Raw genomic sequence first — 20,184 nt, forward strand, 5'->3', positions numbered from 1 at the left:
CGGCGGCGACTTCGGGGGAGCCGCCGGGGCCCGCCAGGGAGGTCCGGTCGACGGGGGGCACACGGAACCGGGGGACACCCGGCACGGAACCAGGGGGGATCCGTCCGGGCAGGGCCCGTGCGCAACGCGATCGGACCACCGCATGAGGAGGGGCCGGGCTGATGCCCGGCCCCTCCGGTGTGCGTACGGGTTCCTCAGGACGGAATCGTCGTGCTCGCGCGTCAGCGGGCGTAGGAGCCGAGGCCGATGAGGCAGTACACGTACTCGCTGACCGTGGCGCCGTTCATCGTGTAGCGGTGGGAGAAGGCGTACTGCGTCTTGGGGTTGGCGTTGCACAGGCCCATGTCGGAGGTGAACGGGAACGTCTGGATCACCTTGTAGTGGGCGTCGGACGCCGAGCAGGAGACCTCGTCGACGCCGCTGACGGACTGCGCGGTCGTCGAGTCCGGCAGCGAGCCGTTGAGGCAGGTGCCCTTCTCGTACGGGTCGGGCTCCTCCTCCGTGGGGGTCGGGTCGGCGGTGGGGTCGAGGTCGACGTCGAAGCTGGGCGGCGCCGGGTAGGAGAAGGTCGGGATCGGACCGGGGCCCGTCGAGCCGGCCCTGTCGTCCGAGTCGTCGTTCAGGAGGTACGAGCCGCCGATGATCGCGCCGAGGACGGCGAGGGGGATCAGGCAGCCGAGGAGGCCGCCCTTCTTGGGCGGGCCGCCCGCGACGGTGATGCGCAGGTACACCGTGCCCTCACCGAGCCGGGCGGCGACGAGTTCGCCGTGGCGGCAGGCGCGGACCGTGAGGTGGGCGGGGCCGGTCGGCAGGTTGACGGTGATGATCACGCCCTGGGCCGCCTGCTGCGGAGTCAGGGTGAGCGGGATCTCGGAAGGCGTTGGCGAGGACACGGGCTGCTCCAGGGGAGGTGGGACTGCGGTTCGCCGAAGACTGCCCCTATGACGTGTACACGGCGCCGGACGGTTGCACTCCTTCGGCGCCGTCCGACCTCACGCTTCGGCTCGACGCCCCGGCCCCATGTCCCGGCCCCATGTCCCGGCTCCGCGCCCCGGCCGCCCGCCTCAACGCCTCGCCCTCAGCTCCCCCTTCAGCACCTTCCCGCTCGCGTTCCTCGGGAGTTCCGTCACGAACTCGACCTCCCTCGGCACCTTGTAGTTCGCCATCTCCCGCCGCGACCACGCGATCAGGTCGTCCGCCGTGACCCTCGCCCCCGGCCTCCGCACCGCGAACGCCTTGCCGACCTCACCGAGCCTCGGGTCGGGGACGCCGATGACGGCGACGTCCGCGATGTCCGGGTGGAGGCCCAGGAGCTGCTCGATCTCGGCCGGGTAGGCGTTGAAGCCGCCCACGATGAACATGTCCTTGAGCCGGTCGGTGATCCGCAGGTTGCCGGCCTCGTCGAGGACGCCGATGTCCCCGGTGCGGAGCCAGCCGTCCGCGTCGATCGCCGCCGCCGTCGCCTCCTCGTCCTCGAAGTAGCCGCTCATCACGTGGTGGCCCCGGACCAGGACCTCGCCGCTGTCGGACAGTCGGACCTCCGTGCCGGGGATCGCGCGGCCCGAGGTGGTGGCGATGGTGGCGTCCGGGTCGTCGCGGCGGCACATGGTGACGATGCCGCTCGCCTCGGAGAGGCCGTAGGCGGTGAGGACCGTGCCGACGCCCAGCTCGGCGCGGAGGCGCTCGACGAGCCGGAGGGGGACCACGGCCGCACCCGTCACGACGAGGCGGAGCGAGGACAGGTCGTGGGCCGGGCGCGCCGGGTGGTCGAGGAGGGACTGGTGGAGCGTGGGCGGGCCGGGCAGGACGGTGACGCGTTCGGCGGCGATGTTGGCGAGGACGGTGTCGACGGTGAAGACGGACTGCGGGACGATCACCGCGCCCCGCATCAGGCAGGCGAGGATCCCGGCCTTGTAGCCGAAGGTGTGGAAGAAGGGGTTGACCACGAGGTAGCGGTCGCCCTCGCGGAGGCCGGCGAGCTCGGACCAGATCGCGTAGCAGCGCAGGCTCTGGGCGTGGCTGATGACGGCGCCCTTGGGGCGGCCGGTGGTGCCGGAGGTGTAGATGATGTCCGAGGGGGCAGAGGGGTCGATCGCGGCGGCCCGCGCGCGGACCCGGCCGGCCGGGACGGTGTCGCCCTCCGCGAGGAACTCCTTCCAGGTGGTCCACTCCTCGGGCGCGGTGTCGCCGAGGACCACCACCTTCTCCAGGTCCGGGAGCGCGACCCCGGAGCGGCGCAGGGAGGCCACGTACGAGGTGCCGAGGAAGGTGCCGGTGACGAAGAGCAGCCGGGCCCTGGAGCTCTGGAGGACGTAGGCCGCCTCGGTGCCCTTGAAGCGGGTGTTCAGGGGGACGAGGACGGCGCCGGCGGTGACGGCGCCGAGCGCGGAGACGATCCAGTCGAGGGTGTTGGGGGCCCAGATCGCGACCCGGTCCCCCGCCCGTATGCCGGTGGCGAGGCAGGCGGCCGCCGCCCTTTCGACGCGTTCGCCGAGTTCCGCGTAGCTGACGCGGTTGCGGCCGTCGACGACGGCCTCCCGTGCGCCGTACCGCTCGGCCGCCGCCCGCACCAGACCGGGGATCGTGCCCCACTCAAGGTCGCCGCGCATCTCCGCCTCCGCCGCTTGACGCATCTCCACCTCCACCACTCCCCTTAGCTGACTATCCGTCAGATTAGTTGTAACCTGACGCGCTGTCAGTAGCGCTGTCACACGGGGAGGTTGTCTTGCTCAAGGACGCCACGGCCATCGTCGGCATAGGTCAGACCGCCTTCGCCAAACAGCTCCCCGAGACGGAGAAGACACTCGCCTGCCGGGCGATCCTCGCCGCCCTCGACGACGCCGGGATCGACCCCTCCGAGGTCGACGGCTTCGCCTCGTACACGATGGAGGAGACCGACGAGGTCGAGGTCGCCAAGACCATCGGCGCCGGCGACGTCACCTTCTTCTCCAAGGTCGGCTACGGCGGCGGCGGCTCCTGCGCCACCGTCGGCCATCTCGCCGCCGCCGTCGCCACCGGACAGGCGAGCGTCGGCGTCGCCTGGCGGTCCCGGAAGCGGGGCAGCGGCCCCCGCCCCTGGAAGAACACCGCCGTCCAGCTGCCCACCCCCGGCCAGTGGACCCGCCCCTTCGGGCTGCTCCGCCCCGCCGACGAGATCGGCATGCTCGCCCGCCGCTACATGCACGAGTACGGCGCCACCCGCGACCACCTCTTCAACGTGGCCCTGGCCTGCCGCAACCGCGCCAACCAGAACCCGGCCGCGATCATGTACGAACGCCCGCTGACCCGCGAGATGTACATGACCTCCCGCTGGATCAGCGAACCCCTCTGCCTCTTCGACAACTGCCTGGAGACGGACGGGGCGTTGGCGTGCGTCATCGTCTCCGCCGAACGGGCCCGCGACTGCCGCCGGAAGCCCGTCTACGTCCATTCCGCCGCCCAGGGCCTGCCCGCCCAGCACCACGGAATGGTCAACTACTGGAACGACGACCCGCTCTCCGGCCCCGCCTGGACCGCCGCCCGCCACCTCTGGAAGCAGGCCGACTTCGGCCCCCAGGACGTCGACGTCGCCCAGATCTACGACGCCTTCACCCCGCTCGTCCCGCTCTCCCTGGAGGGCTACGGCTTCTGCGGCCGCGGCGAGGGCGCCGCCTTCACCGAGGGCGGGGCGCTGGAGATCGGCGGCCGGCTGCCCCTCAACACCGGCGGAGGAGGACTGAGCGAGGCGTACGTCCACGGCTTCAACCTCATCAACGAGGGCGTGAAGCAGCTCCGCGGCACCTCCACCGCCCAGGTCCCCGACGCCGCCACCTGCCTGGTCACGGCGGGCGAGGGCGTCCCCACGTCCGCCATCCTCCTCAGGAGCTGATCCGCATGCTGACTCCCGTCACCGACGAGGACGGCGCTCCCTTCTGGGAGTACGCCGCCCAGGGCGAACTGCGCGTCCAGAGCTGCGCCGACTGCGGCGAGCTCCGCTTCCCGCCCCGCCCCTGCTGCCCGCACTGCCACTCCTTCGCGAGCGAGTGGCGCCCGATGTCCGGCCGCGGCCGTATCTGGTCGTACGTGCTCCCCCACCCGCCCCTCCTGCCCGAGTACGCCGCCCAGGCCCCGTACAACGCGGTGATCGTCGAACTCGCCGACGCCCCCCGCATCCGCCTCGTCGGCAATGTGGTCGCCACCCCGGACGCCCCCCTGAACTCGGTCGACCCGAGCCGACTGCGGATCGGCGCCCCGGTGAAGGTGGCCTTCGCCGAGATCGACGGCGTCACCGTCCCGCGCTGGCTCCTGGAGCGCGGATGAGTATCCGTGTGGAGCGCGACAAGGAGACCGGGGTCGCGGTCGTCACCCTCGACCGGGCCGCGAAGCACAACGCGATCACCCTGGAGATGGCCCGCGAGCTGAGCGCCGTCTGGCGGGGGTTCCGGTACGAGGACGAGGTCCGCGCGATCGTCGTCACCGGGGCCGGGGGGCGGGCCTTCTGCACCGGCATCGACCGGGCGGCTGCCGGGAACGTGCCGCAGCCCTCGTCCCCGTACACGATCGACGACCCTCTCCTCACGATCGGACCCAAGGCGAACGACCTGTGGAAGCCGGTCGTCGCCGCGGTCGAGGGGATGGCCTGCGGCGGGGCGTTCTACCTGCTCGGCGAATCGGAGTTCCTGGTCGCCGGCGAGGACGCCACCTTCTTCGACCCGCACACCACCTACGGGATGGTCAGCGCCTTCGAAACCGTCCACATGGCGCAGCGGATGCCGTACGGGGAAATCGCCCGGATGGCCCTGATGGGCAGCGCGGAACGGATCTCGGCACGGCGGGCGTACGAGACGGGGCTCGTCTCCGAGCTGACCCCGCCCGGCGGCGCGCTGGCCGCCGCGCGGGAGGCCGCCGCCGTCATCGCGGGCCACTCGACGGAGGCCGTACAGGGGACGGTCCGGGCGCTGTGGTCGGTGAAGGAGGCGGCCCGGGCCCAGGCGCTGGCGCACGCGCCGCACCTGGTCGCCCTGGGCAACCTCCCGGCCGACCGACAGGCGGACCTGTTCACGAGGAGACCGGCCGGATTCCGGCTGCGCTGAGGCGGCGGTCCGGCTACCGCTCGGTCACGTCACCGATCGTGCAGCTTTTCACCCGTTCGACGTCCTTGGGGTCGCGTACGAAGGCCTCGAACTCCTTCTCGGCGCCGTTGACGGTGACCTCGACGATGTCCGTGTCCACCGACGCGCCCTTGGCGTCCTTGAACTCCACGGTGACCATGAACGTCCCCCGGACCTGCAGGTCGTTCGGGGTGATCTTCAGAGTCGCGGTCGTGTCGGCGGCGCGGGCCGGCTTGCCCTTGCGCTTCTTCCCGGCGGGCTTCACACAGTCGACGACCACGACCTCGGCCCGCGCCGCGGAGACCGGCGTCGGCGTCGGGGCCGTCGTGTACGAGCCGGAGCCGGAGCTCGAACCCGAGTCGGAACCGCCCGAACCGCCCTCGTAGTCGTCATTGCTCTTCTTGGAGTTGGAGCAGCCTCCGCCGTCGGAGTCACCGCCACGGCTCTTGCCGCTCTTGCTCTTCCCGCTGCCGCCGCCGCTGCTGCTGCCGTGGCCGGTGTGGAAACCGGTCAGCGCGAGCACCACCACCGTGAGCGTCGCCGCCAGCTTCAAGCGTGTGCGCACCATCGTCGCTCCCCGTCATCCCTGTCGTGTCCGCGCCACTTTAACGGCGCTCAGATGCCACGTGGCGGGCCCCCCGCACCGGGCGTAGCGTCGTGAGCGAGAGCCGGACCGTCAAGGAGGCCGATCGATGATCCGCAACATCGCCGGCTCGGTGCTGGCTCTCGCCGGAGCGACGGCCGCCGTCTGGAGCCCCTTCCGTGCCTGGTACGACGGCCGTCACGGACGTGATTACGCGATCGACGAGCTGTTCACCGGCATCACCGCGGACAGGGGCGAGCTGATCGGGTCGATCCTGGCGCCGTTCCTCTTCGCCGCTCTCCTCACCCTGCTCGGCGTGCTGCTGCGCTCCCGGCTGCTCGTCGCGCTCGCCGGGGTCGTCGTCCTCGGCTTCACCGTTCTGTGGATGGTGCGGGTCGGGCAGGCCGAGGGCAGTCTCACGGTCGGCGGCGACGGTACGGGGCTCGGTGACGGGGTCGCGAACGCCTTCGGCGGCGGGATCCTGCTGCTGCTCGGCGCGCTCGTGATGTCGGGCAGGTCCCACGCGCCGCACCGGGTGGACCAGCCGCCCCGGCCCACCCACCCCACGCTCGACGGGCCGCCGCCGGACGACACGTCCACCCTGGAGGCGCCGCGCGCCCACCCGCAGGCCTCGGCGCCGTACGCGGCGACGCAGAGCTTCGACGTACCGACCTGGGACCCGGACCAGGAACGCGAGAACCCGCCGCCGAAGAGCTAAGCCTCCGGCAGCGGGTCCCTGTCCGTACGGGCTACCGCGCGGCGGCCCCCCGGCCCGTGGCCGTGCCCTTGACCGCGTCGAGCGCGTACACGCAGCGGTCCTTGCTGCACGCGTACACGACGCCGCTCCTGACCACCGGCGAGCCGGTGATCTCGCCGCCGGTCGCGAGCTTCCAGCGCAGCTGACCGCCGGTCGCGTCCAGGGTGTAGAGGACGTGGTCGGCCGAGCCGAAGTGCACCCGGCCGTCGGCGACGACGGGCGAGCCGACGAGTTCAGCGCCCGCCGCGAACCGCCACCGGGGCGTGCCGGTGACCGCGTCGAGCGTGTAGAGCGCGCTGCCGCTGCCGACGTGGATGTTGCCGTCGGCGACGAGCACCGGCTCGGCCGACTGGCGCGGCTCGGTCGCGATGCGCCAGCGGTCCTGCCCGGTGGTGGCGTCGATCGCGTACACCGTGCCGAGGTGGTCGGAGAGGTACACCCCGCCGCCCGTGACCGCCGGGCCGGGCGCGAACGCCGGCGGGGAGAGGAAGACGGCCGGCGCCTCGAAGTGCCAGCGGACGTGACCTGCGGCGATGTCGATCGAGAGGACCCGGGTCCCGGCGGAGACGTACACACAGCCGTCCTCGGCCGGGGCGACCCGGACGGGCACGTTGGCGCAGGAGGCGGCGTCGCCGATCGGGTACGACCAGCGCTCCACGCCCGTCCGGGCGTCGAGGGCCTGGAGCCGGGCGTCCCGCCACACGTACACGGTGTCGCCGTGCACGGCGGGCCCCGCCTCCGGGGTCTCGAAGTCGGTCTGGGCGCCGGTGATCTCCCACAGCTTGGCGCCGTTGGAGGCCTCCCAGCCCTGCACCCCGCCACCGCGGGTACCGGTGACGACGGTCCCCCGGTCGACCTGCAGCGAGTACACCCAGGCATCCGTCCGCAGCCGCCAGCGCTCGCTGCCGTCGGTCGCGTCGAGGGCGTAGAGCGTGGGCCCGTCGGAGGCGTGGATACGGCCCGAGGCGACGGCCATGGACCAGGCCACGTCCCGGGTCTTGAACTGGCGCCGGCCGCTCCCGGTGTCCAGGGCGTGTACCTCGAAAGAGGTCACGTACAACAGGTCGCCGTCCACGACCGGGGTGCCCCAGACGTCGTTCGACATCCGGAACCGCCACGGCCGCCAGGGGCCGGGCTCCGAAGGCGAGACCTGGTCGGAGCCCTGCGGCGGGACGCCGACCGGGCGGGAGCCGGGCGGCGGGCCGGGCTCCCCGGCGTACGAACCGTGGTCTCCGGCGTACGGGCCGGTGTCCGCGCCGTGCGGGCCACCGCCGGGCGGACGGATCCAGCCGGTCGCCGGGCCCGCGTCGGCGCTCCGGCCGACGGCGAGCGCGGCACGGGTGTCGGCGACCCGGGGGCCGGGACCGATCGGCACGGTCGCGCCGCCGAGGCGTACGGGCCCGCCCGCGCTCTCGGCGGGCCCCGCGTGCCGGCCACCGCCGACGGGCGCGGGCTCGGCGTGCCGGCCGCCCCCGACGGGCGCGGGCTCCGGGAAGCGCGGGTCGCCGACCCGTTCGGCGGGCTGCCGGGGCGGGCGCGGCGGCATCGGCGGCGCGGTCGACGCCGGAGCCGGGCGGCCGCCGCGGCGGGTCTCGATCATGTCGGTGGCGCTGCGCGGCAGCCAGGCCGAGGCCGTGCCGCTGTCGTCGCTGCCGGGACCGAAGAGATGCGGGGCCAGCTGGGCCTGGAGGTCGGCCGGGGTGGGCCGGCGGCTGACGTCCATCTGCATGCAGGCGTCGATGAGGGGCCGGAGCTCGTCGGGCAGGCCCTCCAGGTCGGGGCCCTCGCGGAGCAGCATGAAGACGGTCTCGACCGGGTTGGCGCCGTGGAACGGCGCGTGGCCGGTGGCGGCGAAGACCAGCATCGAGCCCAGCGAGAAGACGTCGCTCGCGCCGGTGACGCTGCGCGAGTCGCGGGCCTGCTCGGGCGACATGTAGGCCGGGGTGCCGACGGCGACATTGGTCATGGTCAGGCGCGTGTTGGAGACGCCCGACGCGATGCCGAAGTCGATCACCCGGGGGCCGTCCTCGACGACGAGGACGTTGGAGGGCTTGAGGTCACGGTGGACCAGGCCCGCGCCGTGGATGGACTGCAGGGCCTCGGCGACGCCGGCGGCCAGCCAGCGCACGGCCTGGGCCGGGAGCGGTCCGCACTCGTTCACTATCTCTTCGAGCGAGGGCGCGGGGACGTACGCGGTCGCCAGCCAGGGCACGGCGGCCCGCGGGTCGGCGTCCACGACGGCGGCCGTGTAGAAGCCGGAGACCGCCCGCGCGGCCTCCACCTCACGGGTGAAGCGGACCCGGAACAGCTGGTCCTCAGCGAGCTCCGTGCGCACGGTCTTGATCGCCACGCGCCGGCCCGAGGCCGAGCGCGCGAGATAGACCAGGCCCATTCCGCCCGCGCCGAGCCGGCCCAGCACTTCGAAGGGCCCGATACGTCTCGGGTCGTGCTGCGTCAGCTGTTCCACTTGCCTGCCACCTCCCCGTACGGGCCATGAGGGTACGGCCCCGTGGCCCTGATTCTTCCTGTCCGAGGCCCCGGTTGCGAACCCGGGGGCGGATCGGGGTGTCACGGTTCATATCGGAGCCATCCGGAGCGGATGCCTCAGCTCGTACCGGAGCTCGTACCGGCCGACTCGCTCAGCTCCGGTCGGCGGGCTCCGAGAGGACCGCGAAGCGGGCGCCCTGGTTGTCGTGGAGGACGGCGATGCGGCCGTGCGGGGTGTCGAAGGCGGGGGTGGCGACGCGGCCGCCGAGCCGGACGGTGGTCTCGCAGGCCTCGTCACAGTCGTGGACGGTGAAGTAGACGAGGACGTGGCCGGGCATCTCGGCGGGGAAGTCGTCGCTGATGACCGCGCGCCCGCCGAAGGCGCTGTCGTCGCCGGGCCGGGAGCCGGGGGGCGACCAGACGCGGTAGTCGAATCCGGCGTCCCTGCCCTCCTCCTCGGCGTCGGCCTGGCGGCCGAGGTAGCCGAAGACGGTGGCGTAGAAGGTGTCGACGGCGTCGGGGCGGCGCGTGTACACCTCCATCCAGCAGAAGGAGCCCGGTTCGTTCGTGATCTCGAAGCCGTCGTCGTCACCGGACTGGCGGAGGCCGAAGACGGCACCGCCGGGGTCGGCGGCGAGCGCGAGGACGCCGAAGGGCCCGACGGGGTAGGGCTCCATGACCATCTGGCCGCCGGCGGCCTTGATCCGAACGGCAAGGGTGCCCGCGTTCTCGGTGGCGAGGTAGAGCGTCCAGGTGGTGGGCATGCGGCCGTCGCGCTTGGGGAGGAGTCCGGCGACGCGTCGCCCGTCGAGGCGGGCCTCGTCGCGGTCGGGGTCGAAGGTCCAGCCGAAGAGCTCGCCGTAGAAGCGCTTGCCCGCTTCGAGGTCGGGGAGCTGCGCGTCCACCCAGCAGGGGGTGCCCTCAGTGCGTGCGGCCATGGTTCCACGCTAGGACGGTGCGGACGGACCCGCACGCCCCGATATGCGAACACATGGGCGGTTTATCGGGTGGGGACCCTTGGGGCGCTTGGGTTGTCCACCGAAGTTGTCCACAGGCTGTTCATAAGTCTATTCGGGTACGGGGATCCCTCGTCCGTCCTCCCCACCCACCAGGAGTGGCGCGATCCCGCCCCTCCCCGTCGGCGCGGCGTCCACGGAGACACGCGTGCCGACCTCGCAGAACACGGGTGGCCGGGGGGGTGCACCCCATTTGCAGTCGGCCGAATCGCGCGCTGACACCCCCTCGGTAAGCTGACGGCATGACAGGACAAGTACGCACCGTCGACGGCCGCGTGGCCGGACGACGCGGCCAGGCGACGCGGCAGAAGCTGCTCGACTGCCTCGGTGAGATGCTCAGCTCCTCGCCCTACCGGGACGTCAAGGTCATCGATGTGGCCCGGAAGGCGGGTACTTCACCCGCGACGTTCTATCAGTACTTCCCGGACGTCGAGGGAGCGGTTCTCGAGATCGCGGAGGAAATGGCCAAGGAGGGCGCCGGGTTGACCGAGCTGGTCTCCGGCCGTTCCTGGGTCGGCAAGGCCGGCTGGCAGACCTCCGAGGAACTCGTCGAAGGATTCCTGGACTTCTGGCGGAGGCACGACGCCATCCTCCGGGTCGTGGACCTCGGCGCCGCAGAGGGCGACAAGCGGTTCTACAAGATCCGCATGAAGATCCTGAACTCGGTCACCAACTCCCTCACGGACGCGGTGAAGGAGCTCCAGGCCAAGGGCAAGGTCGACAAGGAGGTCAGCCCCGCCGCCATGGCCGGCTCGCTCGTGGCGATGCTGGCCGCGGTCGCCGGCCACCAGAAGGGCTTCACGACCTGGGGCGTGAAGCAGGCCGAACTCAAGCCGAACCTCGCCCTGTTGGTGCATCTGGGCATCACCGGCAAGAAGCCGACCAGATAGCCCCACCACCCCCTCCACCCGTCCTGTCGTCGACGCCGACGGCGGCCCGTCCCCACGGACCGCCGTCGGCGTCGCCGTCTCTCGGTGCGTCGTCACGGTGGCCGGCTCGGTCGCGGTGACGGTTTCAGAGGCTGCGGGCGGTGATGTCGCCGTAGGAGGTGGTGGCGTGGATGTTGAGGCCTGCGGTGGTGCCGGCGGTGTGGGTGAGGGCGTTGTGGATGCGGCCGTAGGCGGTGCCGGCGTCGAGGGTGGCGGAGACGCCGCGGGCGGCGCCGACGGTGATCTCGCCGGACTGGGTGGTCAGGGTGACCGTGCCGCTGACGGCTTCGGTGATGCGGAGGTCGCCCTTCTGGGTGCTGATCTCGGCGGGGCCGCCGAGGCGGCCGACCGTGATGTCGCCGGCCTGGAGGGTGAGGCGGGCGGTGGCGGTCTCGTCGAGCGTGACCGTGCCCTGCGCGCCCTCGACGGTGACGTCGCCGAGGCGTCCGACGCCGCGGAGTTCGGCTGCGGCGGTCTTGGCCTCGACGTGGGAGCCGGCGGGCAGCTGGACGGTCACCTCGACCGATCCGGAGTCGCCCAGGATCCGGTTCTTCGCCGGGGCGGCGGTGATCCGCAGGACGCCGTCGGCGTACTCGACGGTGATCTGCTCGGCGGCCTTCACGTCGGCACCCTTGGCGGCGTTCGCGGGGCGGACGTCGACGGTGGCGTCGGCCCGGTCGGCGGCGATGAGCTGGATGCGGCCGGCGGGGATGTCGAGGACGGTGGAGATCGCGGCGGTGGTGGCGAACTTCTGCAAGGTTCTTCTCCTTCTTGGGGCGGGCCCACTCTCGGGCCCGCCGTTTCCGATGAAGGAAAAGCTACGTTGCGTTCATGAGTCTGGCAACGCACTCGTTGCGCCAAATCGGCATTCGTGCAGGTAGATGCCAGGATTTCGTTGCAACGGTTTCGAGGCTAACGCAATGACCGAACGCCGTTGCGTTGCAATGAAATGGAAGTGAACGCTCTTCATCGCCGGGTCAGCCGAAAAAGCCTGATCTCGCGCTCGATCCGCGCCTGATACGTGGCGTACGGCGGCCAGAACTCCAGCGCCGCCCGCCAGGCCTCCGCCCGCTCCTCCCCCGCGAGCAGCTCCGCCCGTACGGGCACGTCCTCGCCCTTCCAGTTCACCTCGACGTCCGGATGGGCGAGCAGGTTCGCCGTCCACGCCGGGTGCCCGGGGCGGCCGAAGTTGGAGCCGATGAGCAGCCAGCCGCCGTCCGGCTCCGGCATGCAGGCCAGCGGGGTGACCCGGGGCAGTCCGCTCTTCGCACCCCGGGCGGTGAGCACCACACCGGGCAGCATCTGGGCGCTGAGCAGCACCTTTCCCCTGGTCAGCCGGTGCACGGCCTTGTCCATGGCGGGCACGACGTGCGGGCCGATCCGGGCGAAGGTCCTGGTCGAGGACATCTTCTGCATCAGTGTGCGTCCGACGGGCATCTACGCCGCCACCTCTCCGAAGAGTCCGGTCCGTTCCGCCGCCCGTGCGCGCAGTCGCCGCACGGGCCCGAAGAGCAGTTCGTCGGAGGCGGCCCGTTTGAAGAAGAGGTGCGCCTCGTGTTCCCAGGTGAATCCGATGCCGCCGTGGAGCTGGATGGACTCCCCTGCGGTGGCGCGGAGTGCCTCCAGGGCGTGGGCGAGCGCGAGCGGCCCGCCGTCCGGGCCGGGTCCGGGTTCCCGGGCGGCGCAGTAGGTGAGGGAGCGGGCTGCCTCGACCTGGACGTAGAGGTCGGCGAGCCGGTGCTTGACCGCCTGGAAGGAGCCGACGGGCCGGCCGAACTGTTCGCGCGAGCCGACGTGGGCGACGGTTCGGTCGAGGGCCTCCCGGGCCGCGCCGACGGCTTCGGCGGCCAGCATGACGGCGGCGGTGCGGCCGGTGGCGGCGAGCGCGCCGAGGACGTCGGCCGGTTCCTCGCCGAGGAGTTCGGCCTCGGTGTCTCTGAACTGGACGGTGGCCTGGGTCCGGGTGGAGTCCAGGGTGGTCTGGCGGGTGCGGACCAGACCGGCAGCCTCCGAGGACCTGGCCCGTACGAGGAAGAGCAGGGTGCGGCTGCGGGCGAAGCCGCCCGTGTGGGCGGCGACGAGCAGCAGTCCGGCGCTGTGTCCGTCGAGGACCTGGGCGGCCTCCCCGTACAGTCGCCAGCCCCCGTCGGCGGCGCGTGCCTGGACGCCGCCCGCGCGGCCGCCGCCCGACCAGTCCTCGGCGGTGTTGTCGCCGGTCAGGCCGAGGGCGAGCGCGAGGGAGCCGCCGGGGACGGCGAGGGCGCAGGTCAGGCTGCCTTCGGCGAGCCGTGGGAGGAGTGCGGCGCGCTGCTCGGGGGTGCCGAGGGCGGCCAGGAGCGGGGCGGTGAGGACGCTGGTGGCGAGGAGTGGGGAGGGGGCGAGGGCGCGGCCGGTCTCCTCGCAGGCGAGGGCGAGTTCGGCGGGCCCGCAGCCGACTCCTCCGTATTCCTCGGGGAGGGCGAGCCCGGCGACGCCGAGGGTGCCGGACATCCGGGCCCAGAGCTCGGGGTCGTACCCCTGGGGGGTGGCGGTGGCCGCGCGGTTCTCCTGCGGCCCGGCCCGTTCGGTGAGCAGGTCGCGCAGGGTGCGGCGGATCTCCTGCTGCTCCTCGGTGAGCGGGGCGGCGAGCGAGGCGGTTCCGGCGGCGAGCGCTGCGCTGTCGGCGGCGTCCATGAGGCTCCCTCCGTTTCTGACGGTGCGTCATGCTAGGGCGGTGCGGGGCTGGTTGCCAGAGCTGCGCCGGTCCCGTTCGAATGAATCTGATGTACCGTCAGATTCATGCCGACCATCGCACCCAGCACCGCACGCAGCCCCCGCCGCGTCGCCGTCGCCGGCGTCGCCCTCGCCGACTGCGGCCGGGTCGACGAGGCCACCCCCTACGCCCTGCACGCCCAGGCCGCCCGGCGCGCGCTCGCGGACAGCGGCCTGGACCGCTCGCTGATCGACGGCCTCGCCTCGGCGGGCCTCGGCACCCTCGCCCCGGTGGAGGTCGCCGAGTACCTGGGGCTCCGGCCCCGCTGGGTGGACTCGACCGCCGTCGGCGGCGCCACCTGGGAGGTCATGGCCGCGCACGCCGCCGACGCGATCGCCGCCGGCCACGCGAACGCGGTCCTCCTCGTGTACGGCTCCACCGCGCGCGCCGACATCCGCGCCCGGCGCCGCACCGCGAACCTCTCCTTCGGGTCGCGCGGCCCGCTCCAGTTCGAGGTCCCGTACGGGCACACCCTGATCGCCAAGTACGCGATGGCCGCCCGCCGCCACATGCACGAGTACGGGACGACCCTGGAGCAGCTCGCCGAAGTGGCCGTCCAGGCGCGGGCGAACGCGGCGCTCAACCCGGAGGCGATGTTCCGCGACCCGATCACCGTCGACGACGTCCTGGCCGGGCCGATGATCGCGGACCCCTTCACCAAACTGCACTGCTGCCTGCGCTCCGACGGCGGCTGCGCGGTGCTGCTGGTCGCCGAGGAGTACGTCCAGGACTGCCGTACCGCCCCGGTCTGGGTGCTCGGCACGGGCGAACACGTCTCCCACACCACGATGTCGGAGTGGGAGGACTTCACCGTCTCCCCGGCGGCGGTCAGCGGCCGGCTGGCCTTCGAGCGGGCGGGCGTGACCCCGGCGGACGTCGACCTCGCCGAGGTCTACGACGCCTTCACCTACATGACCCTGGTGACCCTGGAGGACCTGGGCTTCTGCGCGAAGGGCGAGGGCGGGGCGTTCTTCCGGGAGAAGGACCGGCTGCCGGTGAACACGGACGGCGGCGGACTCTCGGCCTGCCACCCGGGGATGCGCGGGCTCTTCCTCCTCGTCGAGGCGGTACGTCAGCTGCGCGGGGAGGCGCCGGGACTCCAGGTGCGGCGGCCGGACGGGAGCCTGCCGGAGGTGGCGGTGGCGTCGGGGACGGGGGGCTGGTTCTGCTCCTCGGGGACGGTGGTGCTGGGCCGCGGCTGAGCCCCATCCCGAGATCTATACAAGCGTCATAGACAAGCGTGTAGGACATCCGTATAGTCATGGCTGTGGGCAGGGGAAGGCCCACACCACCCGACAAGGAGTCCTGCCATGAGCACCGAGAACACCGCCGCCCGGAGCACCGCCGCCCGTACCGCGAAGACCGCCCGGACCGCCCGGACCGTCCTGATCTCCGGCGCCTCGGTCGCCGGCCCCGCCCTCGCCCTCTGGCTCCACCGCTACGGCTTCACCCCCACCGTCGTCGAGCGCGCCCCCGAACTCCGCGCCGGCGGCTACAAGGTGGACATCCGCGGCACCGCGATCGAGGTCTGCCGCCGGATGGGGATCCTCGACGAGATCCGCGCCAACTCCACGGACATGCGCGGTGGTTCGTACGTCGACGACCGCGGCCGCACCATCGGCGAACTGTCCGCCGACATCTTCGGCGGCCGCGTCGAGGAGGACGACGAGCTCATGCGCGGCGACCTCGCCCGCATCCTCTACGAGCGGACCCGCGACGACGTCGAGTACCTCTTCGACGACTCGATCGCCGCCCTCGACGAGGACGCCGACGGCGTCACGGTCACCTTCGAGAGCGGCACCGTACGCCGCTTCGACCTGGTCGTCGGCGCCGACGGACTCCACTCGCACACCCGGCGGCTGGTCTTCGGCGAGGAGAGCCGCTTCAAGCGCCACCTCGGCGCGTACATCTCCATCTTCACCGCCCCCAACCACCTGGGCCTCGACCGCTGGGAGACGTACCACGCGCTCCCCGGGAAGCTGGTCTGCGTCTACAGCTCGGCCGGCGAGACCGACGCGAAGAACCTCTTCATCTTCTCCTCGCCCGAGGAACTCCCGTACCACCACCGGGACATCACCACCCAGCGGCGCCACCTCACCGAGGCCTTCACCGGCGACGGCTGGGAGATCCCCCGGCTCCTCGGCCACGCCGCCGACGCCGACGACCTCTACTTCGACTCGATCTCCCTCATCGAGATGGACCGCTGGTCGAAGGGGCGCGTCGTCCTCCTCGGCGACGCCGCCCACTGCTCCTCCCCCGCCTCCGGCCAGGGCACCGGACTCGCCCTCACCGGCGCGTACGTCCTGGCGGGCGAACTGGCCCGGGCCGGCGGCGACCACCGCGTCGCCTTCGACCGCTACGAGGCGCACATGCGGCCGGGCGTGGAGCGGAACCAGAAGATGGCCGAGGGCTTCGTCAAGGAGATGACCGTCGGCTCGAAGTGGAAGATCGCCCTGCGCATGTTCATGGTGCGGACGCTGCCGAAGACCCCGTGGAAGAACCTCATCGCGAAGAAGATCCGCGACGAGATCCAGGCGGCGGCGAACGCGGTCCCGCTGGTCGACTACACCGTGCCGACGACCGCCGGCACCACCGCACGCCCTACCGTGAGCGCATGACCGACTTCCACCGAGCCCTCCACTCCCTCCGGGTCTGGGACACCGAGCTGCCCGCCTTCGACCCGGCGGGCGCTCCGCCCGAGCCGCTCCCCCTCTTCCACCACTGGTTCACGGCGGCGGTAGAGGCCGGCCAGACCGAGCCGCACACCCTCTCGCTGGCCACCGTGGACGAGGACGGCAGGCCCGACGTCCGTACGGTGATGCTGCACGACGCCGATGCGCGCGGCTGGCACTTCGCCTCGCACGCCACCAGCGCGAAGGGCCGCCAGCTCGCCGCCCGCCCCGAAGCCGCGCTCGGCTTCTACTGGCCGGTCCAGGGCCGCCAGGTCCGGATCCGGGGCCACGTCACCCTCGGGACTCCGGAGGAGGCGTACGAGGACCTCCACGCCCGCAGCACCGGCGCCCTCGCCTCGGCCCTGGTGGGCCGGCAGAGCGAGGTCCTGGACTCCCCGGAGACCCTGGCGGAGGCGAGCGCGAAGGCCTGGCTCCGGGCACAGGAGGAACCGGACGCCGACGCCCCCACCTGGACGCTCTACATCGTCGAACCGACCGAGGTCGAGTTCTTCCAGGGCGACGGACAACGCCGCCACCGCCGCCTCCGCTACCACCGCACGAACGGCACCTGGACCCGCGAACTCCTGTGGCCCTAGCGGCTATTCGTCCACCCCGGAGCCGTACATCTCGTCGACCTCCCGGGCGAAGTCCCGGAGCACCGCCCGTCGTTTGAGCTTGAGGGACGGGGTCAGGTGGCCGGAGTTCTCCGAGAACTCGGCGGTCAGGACCCGGAAGGCACGGATCGACTCCGCCCGCGAGACAAGCCGGTTGGCGTCGTCCACCGCACGCTGGAGGGCCCCGAGCAGCTCCTCGTCCCGGGTCAGCTCCCAGAGGGCGAGGTGGTCCTTGTGCCGCATCCGCCGCCAGTGCGTCAGGCCCTCGTGGTCGAGGGTGATCAGGGCCGTGACGTACGGGCGGTTGTCGCCGAGGACCACGCACTGCGCGACCAGCGGGTGGGCGCGCAGCCAGTCCTCCAGCGGGGCCGGGGCCACGTTCTTGCCGGCCGAGGTGATGAGGATGTCCTTCTTGCGGCCGGTGATCCGCAGATAGCCGTCGGTGTCGAGGGAGCCCAGGTCCCCGGTGGGGAACCAGCCTTCGTCGGTGTACGGCACGGCCGCCCCGCGCTGGGCGTCCCAGTAACCGGCGAAGACATGACCGCCCTTGAGCCAGACCTCGCCGTCGTCGGCGATCCGGACGGCCGTACCGGGCAGCGGCCAGCCGACGGTGCCGGTGCGGGGCCGCCGCGGCGGGGTGACCGTCGACGCGGCCGTGGTCTCCGTCAGGCCGTACCCCTCGAAGACCTCGACGCCCGCGCCGGCGAAGAACTCGGCGAGCTGCACGCCGAGCGGGGAGCCGCCGGAGATCACGTACCTGACCCGGCCTCCGAGCGCGGCCCGGATGCGCCGGTAGACGAGCGGGTCGTAGAGCGCCCGCGCGGCCCGCAGCGAGAGCGAGGGGGTGGCCTCCTGCCCGTACCGGCGGGCGACCCGGGCGGCCCGGTCGAAGGAGGCGGCCTTGCCGCCGCGTTCGGCGGTGGCGCGGGCGGAGTTGAAGACCTTCTCCAGGACGTACGGGATGGCCAGGAGGAAGGTGGGGCGGAACGCGGCGAGGTCGGTGAGGAGTTCCTCGCCCTCGACCGAGGGGGCGTGTCCGACGCGGACCCGGGCCCGCATGCAGCCGATGGCGACCATCCGCCCGAAGACATGGGAGAGCGGAAGGAAGAGCAGGGTGGCGGCGGGGTCCTTGCTCTCCGAGACGAAGACGGGGTGCAGGAGCCGGACGGCGTTGTCGACCTCGGCGAAGAAGTTGGCGTGGGTGAGGGCGCAGCCCTTGGGCCGGCCGGTGGTGCCGGAGGTGTAGATGAGGGTGGCGAGGGTCTCGGGGGTGAGCAGCCCCCGGCGGACGGTGACGGCCTCGTCGGCGACCCGGGCACCCGCCGTACGGAGTTGGTCGACGGCGCCGGTGTCGAGGACCCAGAGGTGGGCGAGACCGGGCAGCTGCCGCCGCTCGGCGGAGACCAGCCGGGCCTGGGCCGGGTCCTCGACGACACAGGCGGCGGCGCCGGAGTCCTGGAGGATCCAGCGGGTCTGGAAGGCGGAGGAGGTCGGATAGACGGGGACGGTGACGAGTCCGGCGGCCCAGGCGGCGAAGTCGAGCAGGGTCCACTCGTAGGTGGTCCGGGCCATGAGGGCGAGCCGGTCACCGGGCCGGAGGCCGTGGGCGATGAGGCCCTTGGCGACGGAGTGCACCTGGGCGGCGAAGGCGGAGGCGGTGACGTCCCCCCACTCCCCCTGCGGCCCCTTGCGGGAGAAGAGGACGGCCTCGGGGTCCTGACGGGCGTTGTCGTACGGCAGGTCGGCGAGCGAACCACGGCGGATCACGGGCACGAGCGCGGGCACGGAGACCTCCCGCACCACCCCGTCCACCAGCGTCTTCCGCGGCTCGACCGGTTCGCTCTCGGACAGTGCGGTGACGACGGACACGTGCGGCTCCTCGGTCTTCGCGATGAACTGAGGTCGTGCGTCGGTGAACTGCGGTGGCACGGAGGCGCGTTGACGTCTCGCATGGCGTAACTAGCCGGTAACCTTACTGTGAAGTAAGAGTCAACGGGGAGACCAGCGCTCGCTTTTCATGAGGTTCCCGAGCCCGGACCACGCGAAGTTCATGAGCGTCGCGGCCGCCTCCTTCGCCGTCACCCCCGGCGTCTCGTTGGCCCAGCTCGCCAGCGACTCGGCGGACCCGACGAGCGCCTGCGCGAGCGCGGCCACGTCCCGCTCGGTGATGTCGGCACCGACCCGCGCCTCCAGCGCCGCCTCACCGATCAGCCCGGCGACGAACGCCGTGATCTCGTCCCGCATCCGCGCCGCCTCCCCGGCGAACGGCTCCCCCTGCGTCCGCGCCTGCCGGCTGAGCACCGCCCAGGAGTCCGGGTGCTCGGCGGCGAACGTGAAGAAGGCCATGAGCCCCGCCCACAACCGCTCGTCGGGCGGCGCACTCCGGTCGACGACCGCCTCGGCCACCACCGCGAGCAACGCCTGCGCCTCCCGCCGGATCACGGCGGTGAAGAGCTCCTCCTTGGAGTTCAGATACAGATAGACGAGCGGCTTGGACACCCCGGCCAGCTCGGCGATCTCGTCCATGGAAGCCGCCTGGTACCCGTGCCGCGCGAAGCTCCGCACGGCCGCGTCCACCATCTGCCGCTCCCGCACCGCCCGCGGCAACCTCCGCGCCTTCGCCCCGTCGGCCATGGCGACCCACCCCTGCTTCCAAGATCCACTGGATGCCCCGCGAAAGCCTACGTGGCCCCGATCGCCGTCCACGCAGAACGCCCGGCCGGGAAACCCCGGCCGGGCGTCCGTCCACACGCCCGCCCGATCGATCGGATCAGAGCTGGCTGGTGGTGTAGCAGGGGAACCAGTTGCTGGCCTGCGATTCCGGCACGTCGCAGTAGGCCTCCCGCCAGGGGTTCTCACCCGGCCGGTGCGTCGTTCCGGTGGCCGATGATCTTCACGCGCCCGTGGAACCACCAGCCGGAGAAGTAGGTCCACGTCTCCGGGGTGTCCGTCCAGGGAGTGCAGACGTTCTCGCCGTTCTGGTTGAACCCGCACACGAAGATCATGTCGGAGTACGTGGTACCGATGGCCAGTTGCTGCCCGTAGCTGCCGGCGGCAGCCGGTGCGGCACCGGCCGCCAGGCCGGCACCGGCCATGGCGAACGCCGCTGCGAGGGCGCCCACCTTCCTCCTCAGGCCGCTGGGCGCGGCATTGCTCCCGAACATGGGCATGATTCCCCCCCTGTTGTCCGTGCGCTCCGCGAACTCGGAACGCACGCCGGGCCATTAAATACGATCTTGCCGCCGGAGCGTCCGACGTCCTCGCCTCCCGGGCCGCACGCCGAA

The 20,184-nt window shown here is 72.3% G+C and carries 19 protein-coding genes; 8 read left to right on the top strand and 11 right to left on the bottom strand.

Features of this window, described 5'->3' with window-relative positions:
* Positions 1-221: 221 nt before the first annotated feature.
* Together OG462_RS19545 and OG462_RS19550 are read right to left on the bottom strand one after the other, a co-directional pair.
* A complete protein-coding gene (locus tag OG462_RS19545; protein ID WP_406059237.1) occupies positions 222-893 on the bottom strand; it encodes a hypothetical protein in 672 nt (223 codons plus the stop codon).
* A gap of 171 nt (positions 894-1,064) precedes the next feature.
* A complete protein-coding gene (locus tag OG462_RS19550; RefSeq protein WP_406066616.1) occupies positions 1,065-2,609 on the bottom strand; it encodes a FadD3 family acyl-CoA ligase in 1,545 nt (514 codons plus the stop codon).
* A gap of 116 nt (positions 2,610-2,725) precedes the next feature.
* Between OG462_RS19550 and OG462_RS19555 the strand changes: the two genes are divergently transcribed.
* The 3 genes from OG462_RS19555 to OG462_RS19565 are packed head-to-tail and all read left to right on the top strand — an operon-like array spanning position 2,726 to position 5,072.
* Positions 2,726-3,868 (top strand): lipid-transfer protein, encoded by a 1,143-nt coding sequence (locus OG462_RS19555; RefSeq protein WP_406059239.1) that lies wholly within the window; start codon positions 2,726-2,728, stop codon positions 3,866-3,868.
* Between the two features lie 5 nt (positions 3,869-3,873).
* Entirely contained in the window at positions 3,874-4,299 is a 426-nt protein-coding gene (locus OG462_RS19560) for a Zn-ribbon domain-containing OB-fold protein (RefSeq protein ID WP_406059241.1), read from the top strand.
* Entirely contained in the window at positions 4,296-5,072 is a 777-nt protein-coding gene (locus OG462_RS19565) for an enoyl-CoA hydratase/isomerase family protein (RefSeq protein WP_406059243.1), read from the top strand. Before OG462_RS19560 ends, OG462_RS19565 begins: the two co-directional genes overlap by 4 nt.
* A 13-nt stretch (positions 5,073-5,085) precedes the next feature.
* Here OG462_RS19565 and OG462_RS19570 read toward each other — a convergent pair whose 3' ends face one another.
* A complete protein-coding gene (locus tag OG462_RS19570) occupies positions 5,086-5,658 on the bottom strand; it encodes a hypothetical protein (protein ID WP_406059245.1) in 573 nt (190 codons plus the stop codon).
* Positions 5,659-5,782: 124 nt separating this feature from the next.
* Here OG462_RS19570 and OG462_RS19575 point away from each other — a divergent pair, with 124 nt between their 5' ends.
* Complete coding sequence (locus tag OG462_RS19575) at positions 5,783-6,391, top strand: hypothetical protein (RefSeq protein ID WP_406059246.1); 609 nt, start codon at positions 5,783-5,785, stop codon at positions 6,389-6,391.
* A 31-nt stretch (positions 6,392-6,422) separates the two neighbouring features.
* Here OG462_RS19575 and OG462_RS19580 read toward each other — a convergent pair whose 3' ends face one another.
* On the bottom strand, positions 6,423-8,897 hold the full coding sequence (locus OG462_RS19580; protein ID WP_406059248.1) for a PQQ-binding-like beta-propeller repeat protein: 2,475 nt from the start codon (positions 8,895-8,897) through the stop codon (positions 6,423-6,425).
* A gap of 172 nt (positions 8,898-9,069) precedes the next feature.
* Positions 9,070-9,855, bottom strand: a complete 786-nt coding sequence (locus OG462_RS19585) for a VOC family protein (RefSeq protein WP_406059250.1) — start codon at positions 9,853-9,855, stop codon at positions 9,070-9,072.
* Positions 9,856-10,175: 320 nt separating this feature from the next.
* Here OG462_RS19585 and OG462_RS19590 point away from each other — a divergent pair, with 320 nt between their 5' ends.
* The gene (locus OG462_RS19590; protein WP_406059252.1) at positions 10,176-10,823 is read left to right on the top strand and encodes a TetR family transcriptional regulator; all 648 of its coding nucleotides are present in this window, start codon (positions 10,176-10,178) and stop codon (positions 10,821-10,823) included.
* Positions 10,824-10,947: 124 nt separating this feature from the next.
* On the opposite strand, the gene OG462_RS19595 is transcribed toward OG462_RS19590, so the two are convergent.
* From OG462_RS19595 to OG462_RS19605, 3 genes are all read right to left on the bottom strand, one after another.
* Entirely contained in the window at positions 10,948-11,619 is a 672-nt protein-coding gene (locus tag OG462_RS19595) for a DUF4097 family beta strand repeat-containing protein (RefSeq protein ID WP_406059254.1), read from the bottom strand.
* Positions 11,620-11,828: 209 nt separating this feature from the next.
* On the bottom strand, positions 11,829-12,299 hold the full coding sequence (locus OG462_RS19600; RefSeq protein ID WP_406059256.1) for a nitroreductase family deazaflavin-dependent oxidoreductase: 471 nt from the start codon (positions 12,297-12,299) through the stop codon (positions 11,829-11,831).
* Positions 12,300-13,535 carry an acyl-CoA dehydrogenase family protein gene (locus tag OG462_RS19605; protein WP_406059258.1) on the bottom strand — a complete coding sequence of 412 codons (1,236 nt, stop codon included), beginning with the start codon at positions 13,533-13,535 and terminating at the stop codon, positions 12,300-12,302.
* Between the two features lie 105 nt (positions 13,536-13,640).
* Between OG462_RS19605 and OG462_RS19610 the strand changes: the two genes are divergently transcribed.
* The 3 genes from OG462_RS19610 to OG462_RS19620 all read left to right on the top strand — a co-directional run bounded on the left by OG462_RS19610 (position 13,641) and on the right by OG462_RS19620 (position 16,882).
* Positions 13,641-14,816, top strand: a complete 1,176-nt coding sequence (locus tag OG462_RS19610; protein WP_406059260.1) for a thiolase C-terminal domain-containing protein — start codon at positions 13,641-13,643, stop codon at positions 14,814-14,816.
* Between the two features lie 108 nt (positions 14,817-14,924).
* On the top strand, positions 14,925-16,232 hold the full coding sequence (locus tag OG462_RS19615) for an FAD-dependent monooxygenase (protein WP_406059262.1): 1,308 nt from the start codon (positions 14,925-14,927) through the stop codon (positions 16,230-16,232).
* Positions 16,229-16,882: a pyridoxal 5'-phosphate synthase gene (locus tag OG462_RS19620; RefSeq protein ID WP_406059264.1), complete on the top strand. Its 654-nt coding sequence runs from the start codon at positions 16,229-16,231 to the stop codon at positions 16,880-16,882. The genes OG462_RS19615 and OG462_RS19620 overlap by 4 nt, the downstream gene beginning before the upstream one ends.
* A gap of 3 nt (positions 16,883-16,885) precedes the next feature.
* Here OG462_RS19620 and OG462_RS19625 read toward each other — a convergent pair whose 3' ends face one another.
* The 3 genes from OG462_RS19625 to OG462_RS19635 all read right to left on the bottom strand — a co-directional run bounded on the left by OG462_RS19625 (position 16,886) and on the right by OG462_RS19635 (position 20,064).
* The gene (locus OG462_RS19625; RefSeq protein ID WP_406059265.1) at positions 16,886-18,769 is read right to left on the bottom strand and encodes an AMP-dependent synthetase/ligase; all 1,884 of its coding nucleotides are present in this window, start codon (positions 18,767-18,769) and stop codon (positions 16,886-16,888) included.
* A 120-nt stretch (positions 18,770-18,889) separates the two neighbouring features.
* Positions 18,890-19,534: a TetR/AcrR family transcriptional regulator gene (locus OG462_RS19630; protein WP_406059267.1), complete on the bottom strand. Its 645-nt coding sequence runs from the start codon at positions 19,532-19,534 to the stop codon at positions 18,890-18,892.
* Positions 19,535-19,755: 221 nt separating this feature from the next.
* Complete coding sequence (locus tag OG462_RS19635; protein WP_406059269.1) at positions 19,756-20,064, bottom strand: hypothetical protein; 309 nt, start codon at positions 20,062-20,064, stop codon at positions 19,756-19,758.
* Between the last annotated feature and the right edge of the window lie 120 nt (positions 20,065-20,184).

It is taken from the genome of Streptomyces sp. NBC_01077, assembly GCF_045162855.1.
GTDB lineage: Bacteria > Actinomycetota > Actinomycetes > Streptomycetales > Streptomycetaceae > Streptomyces.